Here is a 15011-nt window from a genome sequence, read left to right on the forward strand (position 1 = left end):
GACCTAAAAGTCATGCTTTTAGGCCATCAATTAAGAATTTAAATTAAATTATTTTTGGTCTTTTAATTCGTCACCAATAATGTCGCCTAAAGTAAATCCTGTTTCTTCTTCTGGGATTTCAACTTTCTTAGCATTATTGTTATTCTTCTTTGGGGCTGATTTTTCAGCTGCTGGCTTTTCTTGTAAAGCTTTAATTGACAATGCCAAACGGTGAGCTGCTGGATCAACGCTAAGAACCTTAACTTTAACTTCTTGACCTGGTTCTAAGACTTCGTTTGGAGTTGCAATGTGCTTGTGTGAGATTTGTGAAATATGAACTAAACCTTCAACGCCAGGCATAACTTCAACGAATGCCCCAAAGCTTGTTAAACGCTTAACTGTTCCGTCAAGAACGTCACCTTCAGCAATCTTTTCGCCAACTTCGTCCCATGGTTGTGGTAATGTTTGCTTGATTGATAATGAAATCCGACCGTGTTCTTCATCAACATCAAGAACCTTAACTTTCACATCTTGACCGACCTTCAAAACATCTGATGGCTTGTTTACGTGATCGTATGAAATTTCTGAAACGTGAACTAAACCGTCAACGCCACCAAGATCAATAAATGCACCAAAGTTTGTTAAGCGAGCAACTTTGCCTTCAACGGTTTCGCCAACAGTTAACTTGTCCATTGCTTCTTTCCGTTGAGCTTCACGTTCTTCTTTAGCTGCTTCCTTGTGTGATAAGATCAAACGGTTTTCACTTGGTTCGATTTCAACGATTTGTAACTTGAGTTCTTGACCCTTGTATTGGTTCAAGTCTTCAACGTAACGATCTGAAATCATTGAAGCTGGGATAAATCCACGAACACCAGCATCAACAACTAAACCACCCTTAACAACTTGAGTTACAGGTGCCGTAATTGTTTCACCATTTTCAAATTTCTTTTCAATATCATCCCAAACTTTACGAGCTTGTAAACGACGTTGTGACAATAAGAAGCTGCCGCCTTCTTTGTCGGAACCAATCTTAGAAATAACAACTAAGTCTAACATGTCGCCGACACTTACTTTATCTTCAAGTTCGTCTGCCTTAACACCTAATTCACGGGCAGGAACGACACCTTCGACACCTGTTCCTTCAATACCAACGATAACTTGCTTATTTTCATCAAATGCCAAAACTTCGCCTTTAACAACGTCGCCGACATTTACCTCCTTAACGCTGTTTAAAGCTTCTAATAAATCCTTGTTTTCTGATTCACTCATGGACAATGTCCTCCTTAACGACTAACTCTGAAGTTTATTTTAACGTATATTTATAAATATTTCCAGTATTATTAATGATTTTAATATTAATTTGTCTTTTGGTCGATAATTTCTAAAATCTTATCGACGACTTGATCAATGGTCAACGACGTTGTGTCAACCAAAACCGCATCTTTTGCTTGAATTAATGGTGAGATTTCGCGGTGTGAGTCCTTGTAATCCCGTTCTTCAATTTCCTTTTCAAGAACATCAAGCGGCGTATCGATTCCCTTTATTTGGTTCTCCTTAAACCGGCGCACTGCCCGTTCATGAACACTGGCAACTAAGAAAATCTTCACTTCAGCATTTGGTAAAACCGTTGTTCCGATATCCCGGCCGTCCATTACGATTCCGCCGGCTTCCGCAATTTCTTGTTGCCGTTTAGTTAATTCAGCTCGCACACTTGGTTGTGCAGATACCAATGAAACGTTATTGGTAATTTCAGGAGTCCGAATTGCTTGGGTAACTTCTTCGTCGTTCACAAAGACCCGTTGTTCAGGTTCAGCCGGAACGAACCGGATTTGAATCGTTTTAAGCAATTCCTTCAATGCCTGGTCATCATCCAGTTTAACGTGATTCTTTAACGCTGCAAAAGTTACTGAACGGTACATTGCTCCTGTATCACAGTAAATAAAATGTAATTTCTTCGCAACAATCTTTGCAACGGTACTTTTTCCTGCCGATGCCGGCCCGTCAATTGCTACTTGAATTTTCTTCATTAAATAAACCTCCTGATGTTTCTTTCAAAAAAATTGAGGTCGCGACCTTCGTCTGACCTCGAATTAAATTATTATTTGACCCGAACTTGTTGTCCTGGCTTAAGTTCTGTTCCAGCAAGTCCTGGATTCAATTGCAATAATTGTTGAACGGTTAATCCGTTATTAACAGCTACCCGGTAAATTCCTTGACCAGCGCCAACCGTTGCATACCCATTGCCGTTACCTTGTTGATTGTTGGTTTGACCTTGAGTCTGATTTTGTTGTCCCTGGTTTGTGGTATTTTGTTGGGTTTGATTTGCTTGAACTTGGTTGTTATTACCTTGCTGAACATTCGTTTGCTGTTGATTATTATTTTGTTGCTGTGCAGGTTGACTTACGACTGAGCTAGCTTTCTTTTCATCCTTTTTCTTGTCATCCCTCTTTGATGACTTCTTTATAACTTTCTTGGATGAGGATTTCTTCTTTTTCTTTGATGAAGATACAACTTCGATTTTATCGCTGTGCGTTGTATGTTGCTTAGCCGTTTTCTGCGATAAAAAATAAAGACCTACCACACCAATAATGATAATAATAAACACGACCAGCAATGACGTCGTTAACGCCGTATTTTTCTTAGTATTTTGACGTCTTGCAGTCCGTGATAAGTTGCCTTGTTCATCTTTTTCTTCTTCAAAAGTATTTTCCCAAGGCTTCTTTACATGGTCATTTGACTTTTTCTGACTCAAAATTACACCCCATATCTAAAACGTGTCCTCAAATATCTTACCACATCTCAAAATAATTTTACCATACTAAATTTATTTTTCTTGCGCAAATAATTCTGCAAGAACCTGATGATAATTCTGCATTTTGAGTGCGGATTTCAGCTCCGCCTGTTTCTTTTTTTCTAATCCGAGCATAGCAACATCCACCGGTCCACTTTGGCAACACTTTTCATTATGATGAACCGTTCGATTTTCCTTAAATGCATCCAAAATGAATTGCCGTTTGCATTGTTCAGTATGGATATAAGCAATCATCTGATTGAGTGCTGCCGATTTATCTTGTCGATGCTTTGTAAAAAAGCTTTCAAGTCGTGGAAGTGAAATTTGGGTATTAATGAACGCCTTCAAAAATTGATGATTTTCATCTTGAAGGTCTTTCAATAGTTCCGGGTGATGATAATAATAGTCGATTTCATTTTTTTGCGGGGCCGAATCGATCTGCATTGTATATTGCAAGCTTTCATCTCCCGGAACATACAATAAGATTGCAATACTTTGCTGCCCATCACGCCCGGCACGTCCAATTTCCTGAACATAACTTTCAAGATCCGCCGGCAAATGATAATGGATCACATATCGGATATCTTTTTTATTCACACCCATTCCAAATGCACTCGTCGCACAGATCACATCTAGCTGATTTTCAATAAATTGATGCTGAATTGAAAACCGATCTTCCAAGTTTAAATCTGCATGATACGCTGCAACCCGCAAATTTGTTTTCCGCGTTAAAAGTTCAACAATTTCATCCGCTTTTTTCTTACTTGAAAAATAAATCAACCCCGGTCCTTGAATCGTGGTCACTAATTCAAGCAGCCGATCATTTTTTGCCATTTCCGATTCAACTTCTTCAACGTTCAAAAAGATATTCGGTCGGTCGATCGAATACCGAATCACTTGCGAATCATCTTCAAACCGCAGTTGCTTTTTGATCGTCATCTCAACCTCATGCGTTGCGGTTGCGGTCAAAGCCAACGTTAACGGTTGCCCAAGCAGCTGCCGAATCTTTCCTAAAATCAAATAATCCGGCCGGAAATCCGGTCCCCACTTTGCAATGCAGTGGGCCTCATCAACTACCAACAACCCAATTGGCAACCGCCGAAGTTGGTTAAAAATCAACTCATTTTGCAAAATTTCTGGCGAAGCAAAAATAAACTGGTAATTCGCTAAATTATGCAACACAAAATCCCGTTCCTGTCCCGTTAATTTTGAAGTCAGCGCTACTACTTGAGAAATTCTGTTATATTTCATTTGTTCAACCTGGTCTTGCATTAATGAAATCAGCGGTGAAATGACCAAAACCCGTTGGTGAGTGAACTTCCCATAAAGCTGATAGCAAAGTGACTTCCCGGTTCCTGTTGGTAAAATCGCCAGAGTGGAATGGCCTTCAACCAAGCTCATTAAGGTTTCAGCTTGACCGGGTTTAAAATTCTCAAAGCCGAATTCTTGTTTTAAGACTTGCTGTAATTTCGTTTTAATTTCAATTTCATTCATTGCATTCACCATGAGTTTTCATAATTGCATAAAGCCGAAATTTCAAAAACGGCATTTCAAAGCCCTGTTGCTGTAATTCAGCATACCGCCACTGGTCAATATCGGGTTCAGCATAGACCCTTGACAAAATCTTCAAGTCAGATTCACTTAAAACTTTTTCGTACGGAAAATCCGGCTGGAAAATTGCCAATACTTGTAAATGTTCCTCAATCGTACTGCGCCGTAACCGCCGTATTTGAATAATTTGATCAACCGTTTTTCCATCGTTAAATAACATCGCAGTTTGATGAATCGTCGGCGTTAATGCACCGGGTAAGGCAGTGATTTGAACAAGTTGACCAATTTTAAGGTTTGACCGTGCCTGAATAAAGGCTGCTAATTGTAATGCCAGATCCCGCCACGTCCATGAAACCTCTAACGGACTAATTCCAAGCTGGGAGGCAATCTGACCATCTGACAATCCATTTTGGGTATGTCCAACTAATTTAGCGGTAAAAAGATCAGCTTTAGCAGGATCACATTGATCTAAGAATTGCGTAAGACATTCTGAAATTTCAGCCGCTAGCATTTCAAAAGTGTTAACTTGCAACCAACTTTTAATTACGAACTGCGCCTTTAAGTTCTGATTCGCAACGTAATAGTTTGAATTGTGATAACGATACTCCGAAGCAACCTGAACCATCAATAATAAAATTGCTTGCCATAACTGATAATCAAATTTTTGATTTAATTCCGGATGGTCCACAAATGAATATCTTGTTCGATGAGTCGCAATTACTTCCTGTCCTTGAGAAGTCAATTGCAATCCCTGGGCTGAAGATTGTAACCATTTTTGGGCAATCAACTCATCGATCACATCATTAAATTTTTTAACATCAAATCGCGGAACGGCGTTTAAATAATCCAAATAGTGGTACCGTAATCCCCAAAACAATACTGATCCGGTCCGCTTATTCGTTAAAATTTGCCGTAAAACGGTTGCTTTTCGCGGCTGCCGCTGATCAAAAAAATGCAAAAGATGCCAATCAGCCACTATGTTGCCTCCCTTCGTCATTATGAATATCAAAATTATAGCATTTTTAACAGGCGATTTGCTTTTCAAGGCATAATAAAAAGACCGTTAACCGGTCTTTTTAGAATCAATTAATGAACACTTTCCTTAATTTCGGAACCAACAAAGTTGTTAAACCGCCAATCACGATCCCTTTGATCAAGTTAAACGGTACAACTCCTAGTAAGACTAATTTAACAAGCGGAATGGTGATTTTCATTCCGAGAACCTTAATGTATAATGGCGTAATGACCCAATAATTAGCAGCAGCCATGATCACCGTCATCACTAATGTTGCAACCGCAATTGCTCGAACATAATGCTGGATACCCGCTTTTGAAAAATAATTAAAGATTTCGATAAAGACAACTAATGCAATTGCATCCGCCAAAACACCAATCAAGTTACTAATTGACATTCCTGCCAAAATCAAATGCAAAAGTTCCTTAATTAGCAGTGCAATATAACCATCTTTACGTCCAAAAATCAAAAATGCTAATAAAATTGGAATTCCAGAAAAATCCAACGTCATGTACGGAACAATTGGAATGATCGGAATTGCAATATACATCAAAAGATATGCCATCGCCCCTAAAAGGGCCGCAATCGTTAAATTTCGCCATGATTTCTTCATAAAAAAATCCTCCTAAATCAAATTTAGAAGGAGATACATGCAAACAACCTGACACCGCTGCCAGTTGCAAATCTTTTTGTATCTTCTTCCATCCAGACTTTACTGTCGGTACCGGAATTTCACCGGTTCGATCCTTTCGGAGTAGCGGACTATCACCGCCGGTCGGGAATCACACCCTGCCCTGAAGACATTTCAGATTATTATTTAGTTTAAGTTAATTCTAATTTTAAATTTTCTAATTGTCAAAAGTTAAAATCGTTTTCCTTCGACTAATTTTTCAAGGCTGCGAATTTCGTTATGTGATAACGGTCGAAATTGGCCTGCCGTTAATCCATCAAGTGTTAAGAAACCATACTTTTCACGTTTCAGCTTTTTCACCGGGTGACCAACTTTTTCAAGCATCAATTTTACTTGGTGATACCGGCCTTCATGAATCGTTAATGACACAATTGCCGTGTCACTGCGTCTATCACTTGATAAAATTTTCGCCTTAGCCGGTGCAGACTTATGCTTAGCATCCAACTTCACCCCTAAACGCAAATGTTTTAGGTCGTCATTCGTTGGAATTCCCTTCACCTTTGCTACATAGGTCTTTTCAATTTTGTATCGCGGATGCATCAACATATTGGCTAATTTACCGTCATTCGTCATGATCAATAATCCGGAAGTATCGTAATCTAACCGACCAACTGGATACAGTCGAACCGGAATGTCGCTAAAATAATCTGTAACGACTTTCCGCCCCTTATCATCTTTGACAGCTGAAATCACTCCACGCGGTTTATAGAAAAGAAAATATTCCTTTGTCTCCGCCTGTTCAATTAGCTTGCCATTGACTTCAACTGCGTCGTTACCCGTTACCTTCATTCCTAATTGAGTGACAACTTTCCCGTTGACCTTCACCTTGCCGTCCAAAATCATCTTTTCGCTTGCTCGCCGTGAAGCAACGCCAGCTTGAGCCATTACCTTTTGCAATCGTTCTGCCATTATTCTTCCTCCTTTCCAATCGTCTTTTCAAATAATTCCATTAAATCATTTGGATCATTTTCATCATCATTTGATTCATCAGCTTCGTTCTCTGGAAGCGGCGGTAATTCATCTAATGACTTGATACCAAAATGATCAAGAAATTTTTCTGTCGTTGAGTATAAAATCGGACGTCCTGGAACATCCAAGCGACCGTCTTCTTTAATTAATTCCAACGCTATCAACTTTTGAATCATCCCGCTCGCCTTGACACCGCGAATCGCTTCAATATCAATTCGGGTAATTGGTTGCTTATAAGCAATGATCGATAGCGTTTCGATTGCTGCTTGGGAAAGTGTGGTGGTTGCCGGAGCTTCAAAATAGCTTTTGATCAACGGGGCAAACGCCTTTTTAGTCGTAAATTTAACCGTTTCGCCAGTCTGAACCAATTCAAAACTGCAATTTTTATCAGTATTATACTTTTTCTCCAGTAATTTTAACTGTTCATTGATCGCCGGTTTTAACAATCCTGTTAAATGAGCAAGATTGGTAATCGAAATGCCCTCATTTCCGCTTACAAAAATCAGACTTTCAACTTTTGCTTGGTTTGACAGCATTCTTCGTTCCTCTTTCTAAAATAATTGGTCCTAACTGAGTCGTTTGACTAACAGTCACTTCGCCCCGTTTGGTTAATTCAAGCAGTGCCAGAAAAGTTGTTACCAGCTGTTCAACTTCGATTTGATCACCAAATAGGCTTTGAAATTCAAGTGGTTGCGCTGCTTGCTGCATTCGGTGTTGCACCCGTTTGATTTCGCCTTTAATGGTGTATTTTTCAGTTTCAAGTTTTCGCCGAACCGGTTTAGCAATTTTCCGCTGAGCAATTATTCGGGCAAACGCATGTTGCAATATTTCCGTTGATAACTCTTCATCTGACAACTTACCAAGTTTAGCATCTGCCGGAATGGCTGCCTGCTCACGTGAATATTGCTTTTGCCGCTCAATTGCAAGAACCTGCAACTGAGCTCCGGCATCCTGAAATGTTTGGTGAAGAATCAATTGCTGAACTAACTCTTCCCGCGGATCCTCATAATCTTCTTTAAATTCTTCTACTTGTTCCTGTTCGGTTGGCAGCAACATTTTACTCTTAATGTTCAAGAGCATTGCCGCCATAACCAAATACTCCCCAGCAACATCGAGCTGCAACGTCTGCATTTGATGTAAGTAATCGATGTACTGGGCAGTAATTTCAGCCATTGGAATGTCATTGATATCCATCTTATTTTGCCGAATCAAATGCAATAACAAATCCAACGGGCCTTCAAATTTTTTAACTTTAAACGTTAATTGATGATCGTTATTCGTGTTTGCTTTCATTTTGGTGTTCCCATTTTGCAATAATTGAAGCAACATCGAGGCTTCCCATCATCTTACAATCTGGATATTGATGAGCGACTTCATCTAACACTTGATTATATGCGATTTGGCTTCGCTCTGACGGTGACAGTGCAATTTGTCGAATCACGACAATCTCGTCACTGACTTCGACCCCGACGATTCCGCTAAAATCCCCATTTTCGTTACGCCATAAATAAAGAACCCGACTATCGTCATCCTGATACCAGGAAATTTCAGCTTCAAGGCGGTTAACGTCCTTTAATCCAGGAATAAAGGACAACAGCCCCATCGCAATTTTCTTATAGCCGCTCTTATACTTAACTAACATTTTAAATCTCCTATAAATGCTTTCCTCTTATGCAAGGATATAACCTTTTTACGTTAATGTACCATATTTCAATCTGAATGACAAAAAGGTTAATTTTAATCATTCAAAATCAGTAGGCCGTCTTCTTGGTGAACAAGGCCGGCCTTCATCAAGTGACCAACTGCTCGTTTAAAGGCTCCTTTACTGATTCCAAAATATGCTTTGATCTCATCCGGACTGCTCTTATCCGTATATGGCAATACGTGAGCTTGGGAATGCTGCAAAGCTGCTAAAATCATTTGCGCATCGTCACTAATTGCTTCAAATGCCCGCGGCTTTAATGATAAATTCAATTCACCGCGATCATTGACACCGATCACCCGCGCATTGACCACTTCACCCAACCGCGGTTCAACTTCCCGTTCAGACGGATGAATAAATCCTAACTGGTAATCATTTGTAATGACATGGGTTCCCGTAATCTTTAACATGTAAACCGTTGCGGTCACATCTTTATTTTTCATTGAAGTATCCGCCTTATCACTGACTCCATGAAACATTGAATCAGTTGCAAGTTTGCCCCAAATGCGGCCTTTATCGTCAACTGATAATGCAACCATTAATCGATCGCCTTTTGCTGGCCAAAGTTCAGCCATTGCCGGCATATCATCCATTGAAACGACAACGTCTTTATTCGGCAAACCAATGTTGACAAAGACACCCAAATTGCGTTGAACCTTAACAACCGTTCCCCAAGCATACTTATCAATCCCGCTTTTCGGTGGATTCTTCGTTAATTGAAGTTCATGATTTTCATTTTCATAGGCCCAACCAGAGATTTTTGATCCCATCTTCGGCATTTTGATCAGTTCATTTTTATCCAATTTAAATGTCAAGCCATCAATTTGCGCAAAAACAAATTCATCATTTTCATCCGTTACTGTTGCCGTAACGTTCTGTGCCATAATATCCTTTAACATATCTTCACCTTTTTACCTATAAACTTAAATGCAACAATGAAATAATTACAAAGGTAATCCCACTCGCAATTACTGGTCCCGCAGCGATTCCCTTAAAAAGAACCACTCCAAGAATCGTTCCGAATACCAACGCAACCGTGACCTGCGGCGAAACTGATAACTGGTTGACCCCCCATTTTGAAAGGATTGCAACTAAGATTCCACATCCAATCGCAACCCAGCCGCCAGGTGACTTAAAAACATCAATTAAATCTCTGAACCCAATTTGACCAGTCGCAATCGGAATTAAAATTGAAATTGAAATAATCGTAACACCCCAGTTGATTCCTTTACTATGGATCGTTTCCATCCATTTTTGAGCAAACGGCAATAATTTCAATAACATAACAACCAGCGTTGCAAAGATCAATGAATTATTCTTTCCCAAAATCGCCACTGCTAAAATTAATGCTAAAAATAGCCAACTTTCCATCGTTAATTCCTCGTTTCAAAATCTAATACCCCCTATTCTACCGGAATTAACGTTTTTTTTCAAAATTGCTTGAGATAAAAAAAACTTCACTCCGTATCTGGAGTGAAGATCAGGTTGATATTCTTTCACTCACCTACTAGAATGAAAGCTCCTTCATCAACCATTTTTAGTTTAACTCCTTGATAATCATGATGCAAATAATTTGATTTGTAGTTATTGCTAATTAACTTTGCAATTTCTTTTATTCAGTCTATATCGTATAACCAAACACTCTTCCTCCAATATATTGTGTTTGAAGCATAGATATAAGCCATATATTGTGTTATCATTTAAACAGTTACTGATATGAAAGTGGGGAGAATAATGAATAAAACTTATATGATTTCTTACAATTTAAAATCACGTAACCGGAAATATTTTGATATTCTTCGACTAATTCAAAATTTAAACGGCAGTAATATCCATTTACAAGAATCCTTATGGCTTGTAAAAACCAATGAAACTCCAGAAACAATGTATGAAAAGTTCTATCAGATTCTCGATAACTATGACTCACTCTTCATCTGCGAACTCATGCCTAATTATCAAGGATTAGCATCCCCTGCCGATTGGAATTTTATTGAAAAGTATACCTTTAACTAAATAATTTAGCCTTAAATAAAATTTATTAGCATTCATTATTGAAGATAGTAAAAGTTACTGATATAATACTATCTGTTACGGAGAGTTGGCAGAGTGGTAATGCAGCGGACTCGAAATCCGCCGAACCGGCTATAACCGGCGCGCAGGTTCAAATCCTGTACTCTCCTTATTAATGAATCTTATCCTTTATTGAAACACCGTAAATCGTTGATTTTACGGTGTTTTTATTTTGCTTAATTCATATGTTTTCGTATGTTTTGATAGTTTTGTTGCACACTTGTTGCACACATTGCACAATATTAAATGTGTTTTCCTTCTATGTGTAAATAACAAAAACAGAACATACCAACTAAGGATGTCCTGTGTATTTTACTTATCTAACTTTAGCTCAACAACAAACGGATATTTTAATTCCATTACCAATCCAACTTCTTTATAAAATTCATCATTGCAGCTATCATCAATTTTTCCATATGTATTTTGGAATTGAGTACATTTAAAACGCTCTTTAAATGTTTTAACTTGTCCGTTTGCTAACAAAGTTTTATATGGACCAATGTTCATTTTCTTTTCTTCTGGAAGCATTATATATTTATTAACATAATATGCTTGATATGTTTTACGTTTGGAAGAAAACGTTGATATAACATTATCATCTATATTAAAGACTCCTTTAGGAGATTCATAATATTTCGCAATATTATTATCATATCCTTTTCCCGGATCTTTTGCCTTCGGTTTAATTGAACAAACAACGTACACTTTATCAGTTGGTTTTAAATTCCAAACCTGTTCGATAGATTTTTTATCTATTTTGGCAGCCCATAAACTATATCCTGCTTTTTCTATTTCATCCAGTTTCCTACTTAATATGGTTTTTACATCTTCTTTATCATGTTGACCTATAACACTGTAAAAAATATTATTGATTTTATCTAACAATCGAAAATCTCCTTTCATAATTTAATTTCATAAATTCTTTTATAATTTTTGTCATCTGAACTTTTTTAAAAAATTTCCAATAATCGTTCTTAAATCTTACATAATTCGTTTCCTCTTAATTAAATATTTTTATCGTGACATAATTGTATTATTCATACATCTATTATCATAGAGGCTATTCTATCAAATTTCTCACCAAATAAAAAAGCTAGTAAAATACTAATAAATCATGTAATTTCCTCAATCCCACTTCCGCCCTTTATTATACTCAAGCTTCGCCTTCATCACATCCATCGGGTCAACATCTAAACGATCACACATGTAAAACAGATAAATTAACGTATCCGCAATTTCACCCTTTAAATGCGTCTTTTCATCTTCACTTAACTCATCATTTGTCTTTTTCCATTGAAAAATTTCTAGAATTTCCGCAGCTTCAATGTTTACTGACTTGGCTAAATTAGGTAAAGTTTGTCCCTTATCCCATCCGCGGGAATTTCTGAAATCAATCAGTTCTTGCATTAATTTTTGGTAATCCATGGTAAAAAATCTCCTTTATTTGTTAATAATCTTTTTCAATCTCTCTGATAAAAAGCGTTTTTAACTAAGCAATTAGAAAGGTGCATTGTAGCATTTTAAATTATTCACTATTGAAATCCATTAAATCCTATCAGTCTTCCGCGTTTCTTCATCTCGATCACTATTTTAAGTGCCAACGTTATGAAGCTGGCTAAACAAATTGTTCTTATTAATAAAATCGCATGAAAAGCATTTACTAAGAAAACCACCGGAATTCCTCCAAAAACAACTATAACCCCCAACGTAATAAATGTATCATTTATTACATACAGTATTCGTGGTACCGCACGATAAATTACAATTTCTTTATCACTTGAAGCTTTTACATATAATCTAATTTTTCTTCCAAGTTGATCAGCAAATTTCTTAGCACTAATCGGATTTCCTTTATCATCACATGGCCAAAAATAATCACCATTATCAAGGTAAAGTGTTTCCTTTGAATCATTTAACTTCAACTCTTTTTTAATAGCATCCACTAAATTATTTAATTGCTCTTCTGTCAATCTGCTCCTCCTTAATTGCTCATTACCTGCATTTCTTTGCGTGCTTAATCAGCGCATCCGCCCAACTATACGGATGATTGTTACTTAAATCATTAGTCCTTTCGATTTCAACATGCACTTTAATCACAAATTCCATTCTTTACGTTCCTTCCACTAATCAGTTTAACTAACAAAAAAACGCCTAGAGATATCCTCCAGACGTCAATGAAGAATATCGCTATACACTGGAGCACGTTGCCTTCGCGAAAGGTACGTTGCTGCTGGGTCATCGTGTGTATTCACTGTGCCAGCTCTTTATATTCCTAGCCGTTCAATTGTCAAGTGTAATTTTACTTGACTTGATTAGTCTTTGTCAATCAAATTTGAATAATATTAATAAATTAATTTATTAAAAAAGGTCGCACCCCGTCGAGTGCGACCTTTAACTCGCTCAGCTTAACTCACAACGTCTTGCAACTTAAACCAACCGATTATTATTTTATCTGAACTCTATCTTAGAGAGTGCTTGAAGCACCACGGTAGATTGCGCCACGACGGCTGTCTACTGTGACTGTTTCGCCTTCCTTGATAGCTTCTGTTGCGTTTTCGGCACCAACAACAACTGGAATACCCATTGAGATACCAACAACAGCTGCATGTGATGTTAAACCACCGTTTTCAACAACTAATGCTGATGCCTTTTCGATTGCTGGTAAGTAGTCTTTGTCAGTTGTCTTTGTTACAAGAACGCAACCTTCTTCAGCTTTCTTGTTAGCTTCGTCTGCTGACTTAGCAATTACGGCTTTACCGATAACTGTTTCTTCGCCAACCCCTTGGCCCTTAACTAATGCAGAACCAACTAATTGGATCTTCATAATGTTTGTTGTACCTTTTTCGCCAACAGGAACACCGGCAACGATTAAGATTAAATCGCCTTCCTTAGCAAGGCCAGCCTTCTTAGCTTCTTCTGTAGCTAACTTGAACATTTCATCTGTTGTAGCTGGTTTTTCAGCAACAACTGGGTATACGCCCCAGTTAACCATCAAGCCACGACGTGTACGATCGTCGAATGTTACGGCTAAGATGTCTGCATCTGGACGATACTTCGAAATCATCTTAGCTGTGTAACCTGATTCCGTAGCAGCAACAATTGTCTTGATGCCTAAGTTTTCAACTGCTTCAGCAGCTGCACGACCAATAGCTTCTGTAACGTCTGTCTTGTCGAAGTCGTTGATTGAGAAGTTCTTGTATTGACGTAATGCATTTTCAGCCTTAACGTCGATCCGTGCCATTGTTGCAACAGCTTCTACAGGGTAATCACCATTTGCTGATTCACCTGAAAGCATTGTTGCGTCTGTACCATCGAATACAGCGTTAGCAACGTCTGATGCTTCGGCACGTGTTGGACGTGGGTTTTCAATCATTGAGTCAAGCATTTGTGTAGCTGTGATAACTGGCTTACCTGCAGCGTTGCACTTCTTGATTAATGACTTTTGTACCAAAGGAACATTTTCAGGTGGAATTTCAACACCCATGTCACCACGAGCAATCATCAAACCATCTGATACCTTTAAGATTTCATCAAAGTTGTCAATACCTTCTTGTGATTCGATCTTAGGGAAGACTTGAACGTGTTCCATGTGCTTTTCTTCAAGTAATTCACGGATATCTAAAATATCTTGTGGCTTACGTACGAATGAAGCAGCGATGTAGTTGATTTCGTGATCCAAACCGAAGCGGATATCACTTGAGTCTTTTTCAGTGATTCCTGGTAAGTTGATTGATACGCCAGGAGCGTTTACCCCTTTACGTGAACCTAACACGCCTTCGTTCAATACTTTACATACTAATTCGCGGTTTGCTTCATCTTTCTTTTCGATTTGCATGTCGATCAAACCATCATCGAACAATACGTGACCGCCTTCGTGAACGTCATCGTAAAGTCCTGGGTATGTAACAGCAATCTTTTCCTTTGTACCTTCGATTGAATCATCCATTGAGATCCGAACTTCATCGCCGATGTGGAATGAAATCTTGCCATCTTTTTGAACAGTTGTCCGGATTTCAGCACCCTTTGTATCAAGCAAGATACCAACTGTCTTACCAGTCTTCTTTTCAGCTTCATGAACAAGGTTTAAACGACCTAAGTGTTCTTCATGGTCACCGTGTGAGAAGTTGAAACGGAATACGTTTGCGCCAGCTTCGATTAACTTAACAATTGTATCTAAATCGTTACTTGCTGGTCCAAGTGTACTAACAATCTTTGTTTTTTTCATGAGTTAGTTCTCCTTCTA

General features: G+C 38.3%; 17 protein-coding genes, 1 tRNA gene and 1 riboswitch. Of the genes, 2 read left to right on the plus strand and 16 right to left on the minus strand.

Annotation, left to right across the window (positions count from 1 at the left end; genetic code table 11):
• Positions 1-48: 48 nt before the first annotated feature.
• The 12 genes from rpsA to FC64_RS03870 form a co-directional block, all read right to left on the minus strand.
• Positions 49-1248, minus strand: a complete 1200-nt coding sequence (rpsA, locus tag FC64_RS03815) for a 30S ribosomal protein S1 (protein ID WP_057827402.1) — start codon at positions 1246-1248, stop codon at positions 49-51.
• Positions 1249-1334: 86 nt separating this feature from the next.
• Positions 1335-2006 carry a (d)CMP kinase gene (gene cmk, locus FC64_RS03820; protein ID WP_057906626.1) on the minus strand — a complete coding sequence of 224 codons (672 nt, stop codon included), beginning with the start codon at positions 2004-2006 and terminating at the stop codon, positions 1335-1337.
• A gap of 71 nt (positions 2007-2077) precedes the next feature.
• Positions 2078-2731 carry a LysM peptidoglycan-binding domain-containing protein gene (locus FC64_RS03825; protein ID WP_057906627.1) on the minus strand — a complete coding sequence of 218 codons (654 nt, stop codon included), beginning with the start codon at positions 2729-2731 and terminating at the stop codon, positions 2078-2080.
• 72 nt (positions 2732-2803) lie between these two features.
• On the minus strand, positions 2804-4264 hold the full coding sequence (locus tag FC64_RS03830; protein ID WP_081035638.1) for a RecQ family ATP-dependent DNA helicase: 1461 nt from the start codon (positions 4262-4264) through the stop codon (positions 2804-2806).
• Entirely contained in the window at positions 4257-5297 is a 1041-nt protein-coding gene (locus FC64_RS03835; RefSeq protein WP_057906628.1) for a helix-turn-helix domain-containing protein, read from the minus strand. The genes FC64_RS03830 and FC64_RS03835 overlap by 8 nt, the downstream gene beginning before the upstream one ends.
• 106 nt (positions 5298-5403) lie before the next feature.
• Positions 5404-5949, minus strand: coding sequence for an ECF transporter S component (locus FC64_RS03840; protein WP_057906629.1), 546 nt, complete (start codon positions 5947-5949; stop codon positions 5404-5406).
• Between the two features lie 76 nt (positions 5950-6025).
• A riboswitch (FMN riboswitch) is annotated at positions 6026-6142 on the minus strand.
• 56 nt (positions 6143-6198) lie between these two features.
• Positions 6199-6936: a pseudouridine synthase gene (locus tag FC64_RS03845; RefSeq protein WP_057906630.1), complete on the minus strand. Its 738-nt coding sequence runs from the start codon at positions 6934-6936 to the stop codon at positions 6199-6201.
• Complete coding sequence (gene scpB / locus FC64_RS03850; RefSeq protein WP_057906631.1) at positions 6936-7532, minus strand: SMC-Scp complex subunit ScpB; 597 nt, start codon at positions 7530-7532, stop codon at positions 6936-6938. Before scpB ends, FC64_RS03845 begins: the two co-directional genes overlap by 1 nt.
• Positions 7507-8325, minus strand: coding sequence for a segregation and condensation protein A (locus FC64_RS03855; protein WP_235804836.1), 819 nt, complete (start codon positions 8323-8325; stop codon positions 7507-7509). The genes scpB and FC64_RS03855 overlap by 26 nt, the downstream gene beginning before the upstream one ends.
• The gene (locus FC64_RS03860; protein WP_057906633.1) at positions 8270-8638 is read right to left on the minus strand and encodes a hypothetical protein; all 369 of its coding nucleotides are present in this window, start codon (positions 8636-8638) and stop codon (positions 8270-8272) included. The genes FC64_RS03855 and FC64_RS03860 overlap by 56 nt, the downstream gene beginning before the upstream one ends.
• A 95-nt stretch (positions 8639-8733) precedes the next feature.
• Positions 8734-9597, minus strand: a complete 864-nt coding sequence (locus FC64_RS03865; RefSeq protein WP_057906634.1) for a CvfB family protein — start codon at positions 9595-9597, stop codon at positions 8734-8736.
• Positions 9598-9613: 16 nt separating this feature from the next.
• Entirely contained in the window at positions 9614-10069 is a 456-nt protein-coding gene (locus tag FC64_RS03870; protein ID WP_057906635.1) for a DUF441 domain-containing protein, read from the minus strand.
• 363 nt (positions 10070-10432) lie between these two features.
• On the opposite strand from FC64_RS03870, the gene FC64_RS03875 reads away from it, so the two are divergent.
• Positions 10433-10711, plus strand: a complete 279-nt coding sequence (locus FC64_RS03875) for a hypothetical protein (protein WP_057906636.1) — start codon at positions 10433-10435, stop codon at positions 10709-10711.
• Between the two features lie 79 nt (positions 10712-10790).
• Positions 10791-10878: transfer RNA gene (locus tag FC64_RS03880), tRNA-Ser, on the plus strand.
• 202 nt (positions 10879-11080) lie between these two features.
• On the opposite strand, the gene FC64_RS03885 is transcribed toward FC64_RS03880, so the two are convergent.
• The 4 genes from FC64_RS03885 to pyk form a co-directional block, all read right to left on the minus strand.
• Entirely contained in the window at positions 11081-11653 is a 573-nt protein-coding gene (locus FC64_RS03885; protein WP_057906637.1) for a hypothetical protein, read from the minus strand.
• A gap of 240 nt (positions 11654-11893) precedes the next feature.
• Complete coding sequence (locus FC64_RS03890) at positions 11894-12193, minus strand: nucleotide pyrophosphohydrolase (RefSeq protein WP_057906638.1); 300 nt, start codon at positions 12191-12193, stop codon at positions 11894-11896.
• Positions 12194-12300: 107 nt separating this feature from the next.
• The gene (locus tag FC64_RS03895) at positions 12301-12738 is read right to left on the minus strand and encodes a hypothetical protein (protein WP_057906639.1); all 438 of its coding nucleotides are present in this window, start codon (positions 12736-12738) and stop codon (positions 12301-12303) included.
• 494 nt (positions 12739-13232) lie between these two features.
• A complete protein-coding gene (pyk, locus tag FC64_RS03900; protein WP_057906640.1) occupies positions 13233-14993 on the minus strand; it encodes a pyruvate kinase in 1761 nt (586 codons plus the stop codon).
• Positions 14994-15011 lie beyond the last annotated feature (18 nt).

Source organism: Ligilactobacillus araffinosus DSM 20653 (genome assembly GCF_001435375.1).
GTDB lineage: Bacteria > Bacillota > Bacilli > Lactobacillales > Lactobacillaceae > Ligilactobacillus > Ligilactobacillus araffinosus.

Bases quoted from the DNA above. Each gene is read 5' to 3' on its own strand.
- FC64_RS03890 (WP_057906638.1), bottom strand. From the start codon at position 12,193: ATGGATTACCAAAAATTAATGCAAGAACTGATTGATTTCAGAAATTCC.
- FC64_RS03875 (WP_057906636.1), top strand. From the start codon at position 10,433: ATGAATAAAACTTATATGATTTCTTACAATTTAAAATCACGTAACCGG.
- scpB (WP_057906631.1), bottom strand. From the start codon at position 7,532: ATGCTGTCAAACCAAGCAAAAGTTGAAAGTCTGATTTTTGTAAGCGGA.
- FC64_RS03830 (WP_081035638.1), bottom strand. From the start codon at position 4,264: ATGAATGAAATTGAAATTAAAACGAAATTACAGCAAGTCTTAAAACAA.
- FC64_RS03870 (WP_057906635.1), bottom strand. From the start codon at position 10,069: ATGGAAAGTTGGCTATTTTTAGCATTAATTTTAGCAGTGGCGATTTTG.
- rpsA (WP_057827402.1), bottom strand. From the start codon at position 1,248: ATGAGTGAATCAGAAAACAAGGATTTATTAGAAGCTTTAAACAGCGTT.
- pyk (WP_057906640.1), bottom strand. From the start codon at position 14,993: ATGAAAAAAACAAAGATTGTTAGTACACTTGGACCAGCAAGTAACGAT.
- cmk (WP_057906626.1), bottom strand. From the start codon at position 2,006: ATGAAGAAAATTCAAGTAGCAATTGACGGGCCGGCATCGGCAGGAAAA.
- FC64_RS03840 (WP_057906629.1), bottom strand. From the start codon at position 5,949: ATGAAGAAATCATGGCGAAATTTAACGATTGCGGCCCTTTTAGGGGCG.
- FC64_RS03865 (WP_057906634.1), bottom strand. From the start codon at position 9,597: ATGTTAAAGGATATTATGGCACAGAACGTTACGGCAACAGTAACGGAT.
- FC64_RS03855 (WP_235804836.1), bottom strand. From the start codon at position 8,325: ATGTTGCTTCAATTATTGCAAAATGGGAACACCAAAATGAAAGCAAAC.
- FC64_RS03845 (WP_057906630.1), bottom strand. From the start codon at position 6,936: ATGGCAGAACGATTGCAAAAGGTAATGGCTCAAGCTGGCGTTGCTTCA.
- FC64_RS03860 (WP_057906633.1), bottom strand. From the start codon at position 8,638: ATGTTAGTTAAGTATAAGAGCGGCTATAAGAAAATTGCGATGGGGCTG.